At 36.9% G+C, this 14,912-nt stretch carries 17 protein-coding genes and 1 riboswitch; of the genes, 6 read left to right on the forward strand and 11 right to left on the reverse strand.

Features of this window, described 5'->3' with window-relative positions; all coding sequences use genetic code 11:
• Positions 1–175 precede the first annotated feature (175 nt).
• Entirely contained in the window at positions 176–598 is a 423-nt protein-coding gene (cwlJ, locus tag ACHZK0_RS26270; protein ID WP_000538160.1) for a cell wall hydrolase CwlJ, read from the forward strand.
• A 27-nt stretch (positions 599–625) separates the two neighbouring features.
• Positions 626–1,054: a spore coat protein GerQ gene (gene gerQ, locus ACHZK0_RS26275; protein ID WP_061680063.1), complete on the forward strand. Its 429-nt coding sequence runs from the start codon at positions 626–628 to the stop codon at positions 1,052–1,054.
• A 29-nt stretch (positions 1,055–1,083) separates the two neighbouring features.
• Here the strand turns inward: gerQ and ACHZK0_RS26280 are convergent, their stop codons facing one another.
• The 3 genes from ACHZK0_RS26280 to ACHZK0_RS26290 form a co-directional block, all read right to left on the reverse strand.
• On the reverse strand, positions 1,084–1,452 hold the full coding sequence (locus ACHZK0_RS26280) for a DUF423 domain-containing protein (RefSeq protein ID WP_000688322.1): 369 nt from the start codon (positions 1,450–1,452) through the stop codon (positions 1,084–1,086).
• A gap of 65 nt (positions 1,453–1,517) precedes the next feature.
• Entirely contained in the window at positions 1,518–1,805 is a 288-nt protein-coding gene (locus tag ACHZK0_RS26285) for a YwdI family protein (RefSeq protein ID WP_001167358.1), read from the reverse strand.
• A 6-nt stretch (positions 1,806–1,811) separates the two neighbouring features.
• Entirely contained in the window at positions 1,812–2,804 is a 993-nt protein-coding gene (locus tag ACHZK0_RS26290; RefSeq protein ID WP_063262370.1) for a potassium channel family protein, read from the reverse strand.
• Between the two features lie 95 nt (positions 2,805–2,899).
• Here ACHZK0_RS26290 and ACHZK0_RS26295 point away from each other — a divergent pair, with 95 nt between their 5' ends.
• The 3 genes from ACHZK0_RS26295 (at position 2,900) to ACHZK0_RS26305 (ending at position 5,744) form a co-directional block, all read left to right on the forward strand.
• Positions 2,900–4,183: a purine/pyrimidine permease gene (locus ACHZK0_RS26295; protein WP_262741479.1), complete on the forward strand. Its 1,284-nt coding sequence runs from the start codon at positions 2,900–2,902 to the stop codon at positions 4,181–4,183.
• 236 nt (positions 4,184–4,419) lie between these two features.
• On the forward strand, positions 4,420–5,241 hold the full coding sequence (locus ACHZK0_RS26300) for a Cof-type HAD-IIB family hydrolase (protein ID WP_395761045.1): 822 nt from the start codon (positions 4,420–4,422) through the stop codon (positions 5,239–5,241).
• 209 nt (positions 5,242–5,450) lie between these two features.
• Entirely contained in the window at positions 5,451–5,744 is a 294-nt protein-coding gene (locus ACHZK0_RS26305; RefSeq protein WP_061680068.1) for a DUF3817 domain-containing protein, read from the forward strand.
• Positions 5,745–5,782: 38 nt separating this feature from the next.
• Here the strand turns inward: ACHZK0_RS26305 and ACHZK0_RS26310 are convergent, their stop codons facing one another.
• From ACHZK0_RS26310 to ACHZK0_RS26330, 5 genes are read right to left on the reverse strand one after another with little or no spacing between them, the layout of a single operon-like run.
• Positions 5,783–6,460 (reverse strand): uracil-DNA glycosylase, encoded by a 678-nt coding sequence (locus ACHZK0_RS26310; protein ID WP_270606108.1) that lies wholly within the window; start codon positions 6,458–6,460, stop codon positions 5,783–5,785.
• A 19-nt stretch (positions 6,461–6,479) separates the two neighbouring features.
• Complete coding sequence (locus ACHZK0_RS26315; protein WP_001206484.1) at positions 6,480–7,472, reverse strand: ABC transporter permease subunit; 993 nt, start codon at positions 7,470–7,472, stop codon at positions 6,480–6,482.
• Entirely contained in the window at positions 7,465–8,382 is a 918-nt protein-coding gene (locus tag ACHZK0_RS26320) for an ABC transporter ATP-binding protein (protein ID WP_262741476.1), read from the reverse strand. The genes ACHZK0_RS26315 and ACHZK0_RS26320 overlap by 8 nt, the downstream gene beginning before the upstream one ends.
• Positions 8,379–9,260, reverse strand: coding sequence for an SGNH/GDSL hydrolase family protein (locus ACHZK0_RS26325; protein WP_395761046.1), 882 nt, complete (start codon positions 9,258–9,260; stop codon positions 8,379–8,381). Before ACHZK0_RS26325 ends, ACHZK0_RS26320 begins: the two co-directional genes overlap by 4 nt.
• 10 nt (positions 9,261–9,270) lie before the next feature.
• Positions 9,271–10,248 (reverse strand): LacI family DNA-binding transcriptional regulator, encoded by a 978-nt coding sequence (locus ACHZK0_RS26330; RefSeq protein WP_097817124.1) that lies wholly within the window; start codon positions 10,246–10,248, stop codon positions 9,271–9,273.
• Between the two features lie 98 nt (positions 10,249–10,346).
• Here ACHZK0_RS26330 and ACHZK0_RS26335 point away from each other — a divergent pair, with 98 nt between their 5' ends.
• The gene (locus tag ACHZK0_RS26335; protein ID WP_262741473.1) at positions 10,347–10,973 is read left to right on the forward strand and encodes a YczE/YyaS/YitT family protein; all 627 of its coding nucleotides are present in this window, start codon (positions 10,347–10,349) and stop codon (positions 10,971–10,973) included.
• A gap of 23 nt (positions 10,974–10,996) precedes the next feature.
• Here the strand turns inward: ACHZK0_RS26335 and ACHZK0_RS26340 are convergent, their stop codons facing one another.
• From ACHZK0_RS26340 to ACHZK0_RS26350, 3 genes are all read right to left on the reverse strand, one after another.
• On the reverse strand, positions 10,997–12,292 hold the full coding sequence (locus ACHZK0_RS26340) for a homoserine dehydrogenase (protein WP_000659102.1): 1,296 nt from the start codon (positions 12,290–12,292) through the stop codon (positions 10,997–10,999).
• A 141-nt stretch (positions 12,293–12,433) separates the two neighbouring features.
• Complete coding sequence (gene metA / locus ACHZK0_RS26345) at positions 12,434–13,339, reverse strand: homoserine O-acetyltransferase MetA (RefSeq protein WP_262741472.1); 906 nt, start codon at positions 13,337–13,339, stop codon at positions 12,434–12,436.
• Positions 13,323–14,621 (reverse strand): bifunctional O-acetylhomoserine aminocarboxypropyltransferase/cysteine synthase, encoded by a 1,299-nt coding sequence (locus tag ACHZK0_RS26350; protein ID WP_262741471.1) that lies wholly within the window; start codon positions 14,619–14,621, stop codon positions 13,323–13,325. The genes metA and ACHZK0_RS26350 overlap by 17 nt, the downstream gene beginning before the upstream one ends.
• Before the next feature lie 92 nt (positions 14,622–14,713).
• A riboswitch (SAM riboswitch) is annotated at positions 14,714–14,819 on the reverse strand.
• Positions 14,820–14,912: the final 93 nt, after the last annotated feature.

The following is a 14,912-nucleotide window of genomic DNA, read 5'->3' on the forward strand; positions in this document are numbered from 1 at the left end:
TGATGAAAAGCTAGCTCACGCTAGCTTTTTTTATTTTCCTCCCTCCATGTAAAACTTCGTTTGGTTGTCATATCTGAGTCCTTTTTCTCATACGTATGAACTAGTAATTGTTACACACTTCATCTAGAGATAAACCTCTTTCCACAAGGTATTCCAAAAAGAGAGGTGACACATAATGGGAGTTATTGCTTATAACGAAGAAGATGTAAAGTTATTAGCTAGACTGATGCGTGCTGAAGCTGAAGGAGAAGGTCAACAGGGGATGTTGATGGTTGGAAACGTTGGGGTAAATCGTGTCCGCGGAAATTGTTTAGATTTTAAAAAAATACGTAATTTACGTCAAATGGTTTATCAAAACCCTGGTGGTTTTGAGGCAACACAAAAAGGGTATTTTTATCAACGTGCAAGGGAACAAGATATCGCTTTAGCAAGACGAACAATTCAAGGACAACGCTTTTGGCCTGCCAATTTTGCCTTATGGTTTTTTAGACCTGAAGGCCCTTGTCCGCCAACTTGGTATAATCAACAAAACTCTGGTCGCTTCAAAAAGCACTGCTTCTTCCAGCCATCTGGCGAAGATTGTCCTAGCGTTTATTAAGGATTGATAATGAGGAGGGATTTTTGAATGGCACAGCAACAAAACCCGTATTACGGAACTGGATTTTATCAACCATCTGGAACTTATGTACAACCGCAACAAATGACCCCACAACAACAGCAACAGCAGCAAGCAATGCAACAACAAGCTGCGCAAGCTCAATATGCCGTTTCTCAAGGCATGTTACCATTAGAACAGTCGTATATTGAAAATATTCTCCGCTTGAACAAGGGCAAGCAAGCTACGGTTGTAATGACTTATGAACGTGGTAGCTCACTCGGTACACAATCGTATACAGGTATTATCGAAGCAGCTGGTCGTGATCATATTGTAATTAGTGAGCCACAATCAGGGAAACGTTTTTTACTATTAATGATTTACTTAGATTATGTGGAATTCCCAGAAGAAATTGCGTATTTACCCGGGCAACAAGCAACCTATGCTCCAAGACCATAAAAAAGCTGGCATATGCCAGCTTTTGTTTTTTATAACCCTTTTACAACTGCAGTTCCGACTAAGATCCATGCTACGATAAAAGCTACACCACCAAGAGGTGTAATTGGGCCAAAGAACTTAATACCTGTCGTACTTAATGCATACAAACTACCTGAAAACATAATAATCCCAGCTACCATAAGCCAGCCAGCAGTAGTTAAAAGTGATGATTGAATCTTATCCATCAATAAAGCAACTACGAATAGTCCACCTGCATGAAACATTTGATATGTAACGCCTGTTTTCCAAACTTCTAACATTTTTGCAGAAACTTTATTTTCTAAACCATGTGCTCCAAAAGCCCCTAACGCAACAGATAATCCCGCTGCAATACAACCTAGTAAAAAGAAAATTTTCATCTTAATTCCCCTTTTTTTACCTTTATCATAAGCAATTTTTTCATATAAGCCAAACGATTTATCTTCTAGAAATCAAATAAAGAATTACCGTTTGCACCTTCTTCTTTTATATAAACAGGTTCTCCAGAAACCGGCATAACTGGTTGAACTGTCGTCATTGGCTGAGATCCAATTACTTGCGATGGAATCTCAGGTTCTCTATACATAGAAGGCTCAGCTTGTTCATCTAATAATAAATCACATAACGCTCGCACAACTAATAAATGCGCTTTTGATTGTTGTCCTTCACTGCTTTTTGCCTTTGCAATTTCATTCGCCATTTTATTTAAAATCTTATCGCTCGATATTTGCATTCCTTGTCACCTCATACTTTGTAGTTCTTTCTCAAATTGTCCCAGCTTCTCTACTGAACCAAACACTATTATCATATCATGTTCTTGTAGTTTTTCCTGCCCGGTCGGATTATGTATAACATTCCCATTTCTCAAAATCGCTAAAATTGTTACATCAAATTGATTTCTCACGTCGCTCTCTAGTAACGATTTACTAGCTAAAATAGAGCCCTCTCCGACTGCAATTTCTTCAATTACAAATGACTGCTCCACGCCATACAGTACTGTATCAATATAATGAACTGTTAGCGGATTCGCAATACCTTTTGCAATATGAATTCCTGCCATGCTAGATGGATTAATCACCTTATTTGCCCCAGCCCGCTTCAATTTGTCTTCAGTTTCTGGTTTTTCTGCTCTTGCCACAATTTTAATTGCATCGTTTAATCCTCTTGCCGTTAATGTAATAAATACATTTTCAGCATCATTTGCTACGATGGCAACTAAACCAGCTGCCTTTGAAATTCCAGCATGATGTAACACTTCGTCTTCCGTTGCATCTCCGTGTACATACAAAAGTTTTTCCTTCTCTAATATGCTTTCATCTTTATCCACAACGACAAATGGAATTTTCTTTTCTTGCAATTCATGTACAACTTGAAGCCCTACTCTACCACAACCACATACGATAATATGATTTTGTAACTGTGCTATTTGTTTATCCATCTTCTTCCTCCGCACTGCATGAAATAAATTCCCTTCAATAATCATAGCTGCCACTACACCAATCGCATACGTAACGATGCCGACTCCAACCGGTATGATAAGAAGCGCAAAAACTTTTCCTGCCTGTGTTACAGGAACGGCATCTCCGTATCCAACAGTTAATACAGTAATCATCGTCATCCAAAATGCTTGAAACAAACTAATCTCTTCGATCGCCATAAATCCTAACGTTCCTAGAATTACAACGAAGGTCATACATATAACTGCTATCCATAATTGCTTACGCGCATTCATATCGTGTTTCAACTCTTTTCTCTATCTACAATCTTTGCCAGTGGAAATGAAATACATATATACTAGATACGGAATCTATGAAAGAGGTTGATATAATGAAAACATTTCTTTCCGCCTTACAATGGGCGCTATTTATTTTAGCTGGGAGCCTTATTGTACCAATTAGCGTCGCAACTAATTATGGTCTCGATGGCGCTGAAGCTATTGCATTCGTACAAAGAACATTATTTGTTCTTGGCTTTGCTGGCCTACTGCAAGCTATATTTGGGCATAAACTTCCTATTCAAGAAGGTCCAGCAGGCCTTTGGTGGGGGATTTTCTCCCTTTATGCAAGTTTAGGTGTCGTATTATTTGGATCCAGCAATGAAACGCTGAAAGTCCTTCAGTATGCCTTCCTATTAAGTGGTATCATTTGTATTATTCTTAGCGTTTTTGGACTCATCGATAAACTGGTTCGCTATTTTACACCGACAGTCATTGGAACATATTTATTTCTTCTTGTCGCGCAACTTAGCGGTTCCTTCCTAAAAGGAATGTTCGGCCTTGACGGACAACATACAGAAGTACAAGCTAACGTATTTATTCTTTCACTCATTGTTATTTTACTATCCTTTTTCATCATGAAGCTACCTATTATTGGACAATATTCCGTTCTTTTCAGTATCGTCTGCGGCTGGATATTATTCGCATGCTTCGGATTATCTAATCCAGTAACACCTGTGAGCGATATAATCCGTTTTCCGTCTCTGTTTGTTTTCGGAATGCCTCGTATTGAATGGAACATGGCAATTACGGTAGTTTTCGTTACACTATTACTTCTAACAAATATGTTGGCAAGTATTCGCGTTGTCCAAAAGATTGTCTCTAAGTATGAAAAAAATGCAGCACCAGATCGTTTCAAACAAGCCGGCATTATAACAGGAATCAATCAATTGCTAGGAGGTCTTTTTTCAGCTATTGGACCTGTCGCCATTTCTGGATCAGCAGGCTTTATCGCAACGACTAATATTTATAAGCGACTCCCATTTATGTTAGGATCAAGCTTTATTATTCTCGTTAGTATATTCCCAAAGATTACTTCATTCTTTGCGGCAATCCCTGTCGCAGTCGGATATGCTGCCATTTATCCTGTATTTGCAAGCATGATTGGTCTTGCCTTTCGCGAATACGAAACAGTACAGGATAAAGAACGATTATTTAAAGTAGCAGGTCTTTCAATCTTTACAGGAGTCGGGGTTATGTTTGTTCCAGCAGGGGCATTTTCTACGCTCCCACCATTTTTAGCATCATTTTTAAGTAACGGTCTCGTTCTTGGATCTGTAATGGCAATTTTGCTTGAAATACTATTTTCTCGTTCAACAGAAAAACAACCATCGTAAATTGGAAAACTTCCATTATTGCACTCTATCTTTAGAGTTGTTACGATAATGATAAAGTGAGAGCTAATCAGGCATTAACGGTATAAATTATCATGGGCAACATGCTCATGGTAATTTATACTAACAATATAGAACTTTTCCTAACTTCATATGAAGAAGTTCGATGTCTTACTATATATTCCCCAATATCTTCATAAAACTTTATTTCTATTTCAACAAAGAGAGGAATTTTCAATATGACTTATAAAATGATTGTTTTAGATTTAGATGATACTTTATTACGTGACGACCATACTATTTCACCTCGTACGAAAGAGGCTCTAATGACTGCACAAGAGCAAGGTGTAAAGGTTGTACTTGCTTCTGGACGTCCAACTTTTGGTATGCGCAATGTAGCGAAAGAACTTCTTTTAGAAGAATACGGCAGTTTCATTCTATCTTTTAATGGCGCAAAAATTATTAACTGTAAAACAAACGAAGAAATCTTTAGTAGTACGCTATCTCCTGAAATCGTTCACAACCTATTTGAAATTAGTAAAACTGAAGATGTATGGATTCATACTTATATGGGCGATGATATCGTAACGGAAGAAAATAATCCTTATACTGAAATTGAGGGCGATATTACTGGTATGCCAATTGTTGTAGTAGATGACTTTAAAGATGCTGTTCAAGAGCCTGTAGTAAAAGTATTAATGAATAAAGAGGCTGAACGCCTTGTTGAAGTTGAAAAGAAACTACAAAAACAACTAGAAGGACAATTAAGCGTGATGCGTTCAAAACCATTCTTCTTAGAATTTACTGAAGCCGGTGTTACAAAAGGAACGAGCTTAAACAAGCTGATCCAAAAACTTGGCATTAAGCGCGAAGAAGTTATTGCAATGGGTGATAGCTATAACGACCAAGCGATGATTGAATTCGCTGGTCTTGGTGTTGCAATGGGCAATGCACCAGATGATATTAAAGAAATTGCAAACTACGTAACAGATACAAATATGAACGATGGCGTTGCAAAAGTAGTTGAGAAATTTGTACTAAAAAACGAAGTACTTGTTTAATATTTTCATTCACAAAACCTATTTGAAGTCAAATACTTCAAATAGGTTTTTATTTAAATTACCGCGTTTTTGTGACTATATTTTGAACTTTGCACTATTCTCGTAGTGTAAACTTTCTTTTTGTATATAATGAAACAAAATAGACTATTTTATTTTGAAAAAGAATACAAATTTACTATATACAAGCATACGTTAAAGGAGGCTATTTCATGTTATCTACACCAATCGGACGATTAAGAGCAATCGGCTTAATTGAGGGAATTTCTTTCCTATTACTATTATTTGTAGCAATGCCATTAAAATATTTCGCCGGCTTTGCAACAGCCGTTAAAATTACAGGTATGGCTCATGGTGTTTTATTTATTCTATTCATCTTTGCGGTAATTCAAGTAACAATCGTACACCGCAAATCAATTGCATGGGCACTTGGGGCATTTGTTTCATCAATTATCCCATTTGGTACGTTTGTACTAGATGCAAAATTAAAGAACGAACAACAATAACAAAAAGGTAGTTAACAACTGTTAACTACCTTTTCTATTTATAGATTTGGAATTTCCCAATCAATTTCTCTCTCACCCATATTAGCTAAAATCGTATTTACTTTAGAGTATGGCTTACTACCAAAGAAACCACGTCTTGCTGATAGTGGGCTTGGATGTACAGATTCGATAATATGATGCTTCGTATTCGTAATTAACTTTTTCTTCGCCTGTGCATGACGTCCCCACAATATGAAAATAACTGGGTTTTCACGTTCATTTAATAGCTCAATTACGCGGTCTGTGAAATGCTCCCATCCTTTTCCTTTATGAGAATTCGCCTCACCTTGACGAACTGTTAATACCGTATTTAATAATAAAACCCCTTGCTTTGCCCACTTTACTAAATAACCGTTATTCGGGATTTCATAACCATATTCATCTCGGAGTTCTTTGTACATATTTAACAATGACGGTGGCGTTTTAATACCGGGTTGTACCGAGAAGCTTAAACCATGCGCTTGCCCCGGTCCGTGGTATGGATCTTGTCCTAAAATAACGACCTTTGTATTTTCATAACTTGTATACTCTAGAGCACTAAAAATATTTTCTAGCTTCGGATACACAACATGTGTACTATACTCTTCTTTCAAAAAATCAGCGAGCTTGTGATAATATTCTTTCTCAAATTCTGGTGCCAATAAAGAACCCCAATCATTTTTCAAAACATTTTTCATGCTTTCACTTCCCGTCCAATTAATTCACCATATCCTGCTTTGTAAATACTACAAACGAAATAATAAGGGACACAACGGCCCAAACAGTTAAATTCATTAAAGAAAACCCCATCGATAACCCTTGTAATGCAGGTAATTTCCCTGATAGATAATCTGTTAATGATAAATTCACACTAAAAATATATTTCGCGCCTTCCCACGATGTTGCGAATGAGCTTAAAATACCACCTGCGATTAATGCAGCTAACATAACGCCCATACCAGCTGGTGTATTTCGAATTAAAACAGAGACCATAAACGAGATAGTTCCGACAACGATAGCAACAAACCAGGCTAATCCATATGCCATCAAGATATATTGCCACTGCGGAATAAGATGCACAAAATTCGTATTTAACGTTTCCTTATCAATAACAAACCCTGTTAAAACAGGTAAATTCCATCCCGAGTATCCAAATACAAGCCCTGATAATACGTAAGCAAACAAACCGACAAGGAGCAGTATGAGTGAAATGAAAAATAACATTGTCACGTACTTACTAAGGAGTATTTTCCAGCGCCGAATCGGCCGCGTAAGTAGCATCTTCATCGTTCCATCACTTCGTTCTCCTGAAACAATATCAATAGCGACAATCATTACAAGCAGCGGAATAAACAATGTTATTCCTTGCTCAATAAACGCCCTTACAAAAGTTGGCGCGCCCGGTGCCATCGGGTTAATATCATGATCTAAATAATATTGTTGCTGCTCCACTCTTACCTTCAGCCAATCACGCCATTCTTCTGGTAGTCTAGAATTGTTCAAGCGGTTTTGAGAATCAACAATTTGTTGTTGCAGCGAAACTTTCCAATCCGTTGTACCTAGCCTTTTTTGCGTCGTTTCTATTTCACGATACTGCGCATACACAAAGAGCGGGATTAAGATGGCTAAAATAAGCATGACAACAAAAATACGTTTCTTACGATAAATTTTCTCCGATTCATTTAAAACTAGATTCGCAAATTCACGCATGCTGCTCACCCCTTGTGAGTTCAATAAATAAATCTTCTAGCGTAAATACAAGCTCTTTAACACTATGCACATCTACCCCATTTTCCACAAAATGTTTATTCCAATTACTTATAGATTTGATATCCATACGGCATAGTAATCGATTACCTTCTATACTTACTTCTCTTACTTCCTCAGCATCTTCTAGCATATCTTTCGCCTTAGAAATCGGTGTAACAATCCATTCTACACGATCACTTGCTGTTTTAATTAACTCTTCAATCTTGGCAACTGTTATCATTTTTCCTTTATGAATAATCGCAACCCGATCGCATATCATTTGTACTTCGCTTAGCAAGTGACTTGAAATAAACACACTCATATTTTCTTCTTTCACAAGCTTATGTATAAATTCCCTAAGTTCTCTAATTCCAGCTGGGTCTAAACCATTTGTTGGCTCATCTAATATAAGCAATTTTGGGTTTCCAAGAAGCGCTTGCGCAATGCCAAGGCGCTGTTTCATACCAAGGGAGTATGTTTTTACCTTATCGTGAATCCTTTCATCTAAATGAACCATTTGAGCAATTTCAATAATACGTTCATCTGATATATTACCTAGCATACGGGCAAATTGTTTTAAATTCTCCCATCCCGTTAAATATGTATACAGTTCAGGGTTTTCAACGATACTACCAATTTGACGCATCGCTTCTCTGAAATTTTCCTTAATAGAATAACCACCAATAGAAATTGTACCCTCTGTTTCTTTAATCAATCCAACTAACATTCGAATAGTAGTCGTTTTTCCGGCGCCATTCGGTCCTAGGAAGCCAAACACTTCTCCTTGTTTTACATCGAAGGAAATATTCTCTACAATAGTCTTCTTTCCAATTACCTTCTTCACGTCTCGTACAGAAAGTATCGTCGTCATTTTACCCCTCCTTGTTCTAGTTTTAATTTACTCGCAACATTTTGAACTAATCGGTCAGCCATATATGTATACCCTACTTCATTCGGATGGAAATGATCGGAGTATAATAAATCTTTCCCGCGGTTTTGGAATAAATCAAATGTCGGTGTAATATACACATTTTTATTATTTACCGCTAATTTTTCTAAAGATGCATTCCAGTCTACAACAATGTTTGATGATCCTTTTAAATCTTCTACATCTTCAAAAGGATTGTATAAACCAAGCCAAAAAATAGGACTATCTGTATTTAACTTACGAATTTCTTCTATAATTTTCTTCGCTTCATTTTGGAACGTTTCTGTATCAGGACGGTATGTTTCTAAATCTATCTTTCCAAGCGATTCCCACCCTGGAAATAAATCATTTCCTCCTATCGTTAAAACGATTACATCCGCTTGCTTAATTGAATATTGAGCGCCACTACTCTCCATTTGGTTTAATAAGTCAGGCATTTTTGCACCACTAACAGCTAAGTTAGTTAAAGCAATCTTTTGCTTATAATCTTTTTGTAAATCTTCTTTCATCCGTCCAATATAGCCAATTCCTTCTTTATCACCAACACCGCGTGTTAATGAATCACCTAGGCTAACAATTTGTAACGTTCCCGTTTTCTTTTTCTCTTTTGCCACTACATCGGTCTTTTTAATTAAATTTGAAGCTTTCGGATTTAACACATCATTTACACCTGAAACAAAGCCATATGCAAATAAACAGAAAGATACAATTGTAATGAGTAGAATTACTTTTACTACTTTTGATCTCATATCAAAACCCCTTTTAGCCCTCATAGATTGTCCATAATTATACCAAACGCAATTTTGAAAAGCGATTTTCACACCTTATCTATTATGTTGTTTCCCTATGTACTAATTCTGGCAATAACTCTACGTGCTTTACATCTATTTTCTCATCATTAATCTTTTCATATAATAATTCGAATGCCTTCACACCAACATTTTTACTACAATACGAAATCGTCGTAATGCCTAAAATATCTGCCACATCTTGATCATCACAACCGATAATCGTAATATCTTCTGGAATACGAATGCCTTGTTTTTTCGCTTCCGTTACCATTCCCGCTGCAATATGGTTGCAAGATACAAGAAACGCTGTTGGTTTTACTGACATATGGGCCCATTCCCTAATTACATTACGCCCATCTTCCACCGTAAAACAGCCTTTAAACTTCCAGGCCTCTATCGGTGTTACAGCAATCGGTTGAAGCGAATCCTCATATGCTTGTTTTCTTCTCTGGCTATTAATGCTATTACTTCTTCCAATGCAATACCCAATACTTGTATGACCGGCATCTATTAAGCTCTTCATTCCGCGTGAAAACACCTTATAGTAATCAATATGCACACTCGAAATGAAATTCGAGTCTATTTCTTCACACATAACAATCGGACCAAATTTCGTATATTCTTCAAGCTTTTCCTTACTATTTGCCCTGGAACATATAATAACCCCATCAAGCTTTTTCATTTTTAGCATGTTCAAAATTTCTAATTCTCTTTCCTCACTATAATTCGTCTGACAAAGCATCATATTATAATTATTTTTTGCCGTTTCCTTTGATATTCCCTCGATAATAGCGCTATAATATTGATCATTTACGTGCGGTAATAAAACGCCAATGACATTCGTTTTCCCTTTCACTAAATGAATTGCATTCACATTTTGCGTATAATTTAATTCTTCTATAATTGCTAAAATTTCTTTTCGTTTCTGTTCATTCACATATGGATGATTATTCAGTACACGTGAAACCGTTGAAACAGATACCCCAGCAAGTTCAGCGATTTTTCTTATATTCGTCATCTCATTTTCCCCTTCTCTGCAAAAATTCTCCCTTGACCTGGTAAGCTTTCCACAATATATCCTTTCCTAGCAAATACATTTTGAAAGGATATACAACTATGCTTCGATTCAAATTAGAATATATATTTTTCATTGGCGGTCTACTCACTCTCGCCATCGGTATTAATATGATGACGACAATTACTTCCTTTGGACTTAGCCCTTATGATTCCTTCTTTATTGCACTATATCAAAATTTTGGGATAAGTATCGGTTTTTGGATTTTCATGATTAATTTTGCATTTACACTTATCGTACTCTTTTGGAATAAAAAACAAATAACAATTGGTACCATTGTAACGATGGTTCTTATTTCGCTTTTTGTTGATTGGATTGGTTCCATTACAACTATTATGGACGCTATACGCTCTCTTCCAAAATATATAACACTTATTTGTGGAAATCTATTTGTTGGAGCTGGAATTGGTCTTTACGTCTCTGCAAACCTTTGCGCGGCACCTCAAGAAGCTTTCGTTTTGACGGTTGCTGAGAAAAAGAAATGGACATTTAGAAGAACAGAAATTTCGTTAGCGTTTTTATTTTTAACATTAAGCTTCCTATTAGATGGGCCTATCTATTTTGGAACAATCATCTTATCTTTTACAACAGGCTGGATTATCCAAGCATTTATTCAAGTTGGTACGCAGATTTTAAATAGAAAAAAACCTATTAAGCAGGCCGCTTAATAGGTTTTTTATTAGGGGAGATGCTACTTTGCGTCTCCTTCAATTCGGTAATTTGCTTTCAAACAATCTATTTCTTCATACCCTTGCAACGTATGTAGAATATAATCATAATCAGCAAGAGATGCACGATGCGTTACAATTACAATTTCAGCTTTTCCTTTCTCTTCAAGTGGCATCTGAATAATCTTTTCAAAACTAACACCACGCTCAGAGAATAATGAAGTAATTTTAGCAAATACACCAATTTCATCTTTTACATGAAGCCTTAAAAATTTCTTCACAACAATTTCGTCTGGCTCTTTTAATACCTTTTTATACTGCGGGGATACCGCACTATTTCCGTTTACACCTAATCGAATATTTTGCATTACAGCTACTAAATCTGAAACGACAGCTGTCGCTGTTGGCAAGCTTCCTGCACCTGGCCCATAAAACATCGTTTCTCCAACCGCTTCACCGTACACATATACAGCGTTATATTCGTTTTGTACGGCCGCAAGAGGATGAGTATTTGGAAGTAGCGTTGGTTCAACTGTAACTTCTAATTTTTCACCATCTCGCTTCGCAAGACCGATTAATTTAATCGTGTAACCTAAACTTTTACTGTATTCAATATCTTCTTCTGTAATAGAAGTAATTCCTTTTACCTTCACATCTCCAAGCTCTACATTTGTAGAGAAACCAAGGGTAGCCAAAATCGTCATTTTTCTTGCTGCATCTAAACCTTCCACATCTGATGTTGGATCTGCTTCTGCAAATCCAAGTTGTTGGGCTTCTTTTAACACGTCGTTATATGCTCTCCCTTCATCTGACATTTTCGTCAAAATAAAATTTGTCGTTCCATTTACAATTCCCATTACTTTCGTAATAAGATCTGAAGAAAGTCCTTCTACGATACTTCGTAAAATCGGGATCCCTCCGGCTACACTTGCTTCATAAAACAAGTCTGCTTTATTATCTTTTGCTACTGCTAAGAGTTCCGCCCCATGTAACGCCATTAAATCTTTATTGGCAGTTACAACATGCTTCCCACTTTGTAAAGCTTGCAAAATATATGCTTTTGCATCATCAATGCCACCCATCACTTCGATGACAACGTCAATATTTGGATTATCTAAAATTTCATTTGCATCTTGTGTTAATAGAGTAGAAGGTACCTCTACTTCTCTCTCTTTTTCAATATTTTGTACTAGTACTTTCGTTACTTTCACAGGACAACCTACTTGGTGTATGAGTCGCTCTTGATGATCTGTAATAATACGAACTACACCGCTACCAACTGTCCCAAGACCTAATAAACCAACTTGAATTTCTTTCATAATACTGTCCACCCCTCAAAAATTGTGTTTAGATGAAATTATATGAGTAAAAAATCTGAAAAACAATATTTTTTGAACATTCGGAAAAATATAAGTTAATCTTTACAAAGAAAACGTTGCCACGTGTTACACAATCTTTTTTTATAATACATAAGGGGTTTCTTGATACACGTAATAATTCAGCCAATTAGAGAATAATAGATTCCCATGGCTTCTCCACCTCACAAGCGGTTTCTCATTTGGATTATTATGCTTAAAATAATTTTTTGGCACATCAATATTTAACCCTTTGTCGCGGTCTCGTTCGTATTCTTCTTTTAACGTATCACAACTATATTCACTATGCCCGAGCGCAAACACTTGCCTTCCTTCTTGCCCAATAACAAGGTGAACACCCGCTTCCTCAGAGTTTGCTAATAATGTTAATTCTTTCACCTCTCTAATATCACTCTCTCTTACTTCTGTATGACGAGAATGCGGGGCAAAAAACATTTCATCAAACCCTTGTAACAATTTCACATGTTGCTCACGGACTTCATGTTCAAATACACCGAACATTTTTTCCTTAAGAGGATATTTTGGAACGCCATAATGATGATACAAACCAGCCTGTGCGCCCCAGCAAATATGAAGCGTAGATGTTACATTCTTTTTTGAATACTCCATAATATGTTTAAGCTCTTCCCAATAATCTACCTCTTCAAAAGAAAGGGTCTCTACTGGAGCTCCTGTAATAATAAGCCCATCAAATTTCTCATTCTCAATATCACGGAATGTTTTATAGAAACTCGTTAAATGTTCCTGTGCTACATTACGAGACAAATGTGATTCCATATGAAGTAAATGAACATCTAATTGCAACGGTGTATTGCCAATTAAACGAAGTAATTGCGCTTCTGTTTCTTGCTTTGTAGGCATTAAATTTAATATAGCAATTTTCAACGCCCGGATATCTTGTGTTTCTGCTCGCTCCTTCGTCATTACAAAAATATTTTCCTCCTGCAACACTTTGCGAGCTGGTAAATCTTTATCAATTATGATCGGCATGTTGTTTGCCTCCGACTAACGCTGCTTCTAAATCTGCAATAATATCAGAAACATCTTCTATACCGACCGATAAACGAATTAAATCTGATGTGACGCCAGCTAAACGCTGATCTTCAGCATTTAATTGTCTATGCGTCGTGCTAGCAGGATGTATAACGCAAGTTCGTGCATCAGCTACATGCGTTACGAGAGTCGCTAGTTTTACATTTGCGATAAATTCTTTCGCAGATTCTAATCCGCCCTTAATACCGAATGTTAAAACACCACTAGCACCTTTTTTCAAATACTTTTGTGCTAACGAGTAATTCTCATTACTATCTAGTCCCGGATAATTCACCCATTCAATACGTTCATGGTTAGCAAGCCACTTAGCAACTGCAAGAGCATTTTCACTATGACGCTCCATTCGTAAATGCAGCGTTTCTAAGCCAATATTGCTAATATACGCATTGAATGGGCTCATACAGTTTCCGTAGTCTCTTAATAATTGAACACGTGCCTTCACAATATAAGCTGCTGCACCAAAATTTTGAACGTAACTTACGCCGTGATAACTTGGATCTGGTTCAACAAGTTCAGGATATTTCCCATTTGTCCAATCGAAGTTCCCTCCGTCAATGACAATACCGCCTAAAGAGCTTGCATGACCATCGATATATTTCGTCGTAGAATGAACGATAATATTTGCCCCGTGCTCAAATGCTTGGCATAAATAAGGAGTTGCTAATGTATTATCCACGATAAAAGGTACTTCTAACTCTTTCGCTGCATCTGAAAATTCTTTGAAATTTAAAACGTTCATCGCTGGATTTCCTAACGATTCTGCATAAACAAGCTTCGTCTTATCATTAGCAAGAGCCACGATTTCATCAGCAGTTAAATTGGGATTAAAGAACGTAACATCGATACCAAGCTTACGCAAACTCACCCCAAATAAATTAAATGTTCCACCGTAAACTGTGGAAGAACAAAGCAAGTGGTCTCCGCTACTACAAATATTTAAAACAGCAAGCATAATAGCAGCCTGCCCAGAAGCCGTTGCAACAGCTCCTACACCACCCTCTAACTCCGCTAATTTTTGCTCAAATGCAGCTAGAGTAGGATTTCCAATACGCGTATATATATATCCTTCTGCCTCTAAATTAAATAGTGCTGCTAAATCATCCGAAGTATCGTATTTATACGTTGTACTTTGATAAAGTGGCAAAACACGCGGTTCACCATTCTTTGGTGTATAGCCACCTTGCACACAAATTGTTCCTTTTCCCCATGATTCTCCCATCTCTCATTCTCCTTTCTTCTATGCAAAATAAAAAACTGCTCCTTTCCTGAAAACAAGAAAGGAGCAGTTTGAAAACACGCTCTAAAGGCTCTTTCTTATCTCTCAGGATTTATTACCTGCAGGATTTGGCACAATTCCGTTATACGGCTGTTGCCAAGGTTTCATCGGGCCTGTCCCTCCACCTTTTCTTGATAAGACTATGCAATTACCGTTGATTTTATAGCAATAATTTCCTAATGTCAATCAGTTTTTCTGAATGTTCTAAATTAACTACGAAAGATTTGACATGCA

The sequence above is a fragment of the Bacillus sp. 3G2 genome, assembly GCF_044324725.1.
GTDB classification, from domain to species: domain Bacteria; phylum Bacillota; class Bacilli; order Bacillales; family Bacillaceae_G; genus Bacillus_A; species Bacillus_A mobilis.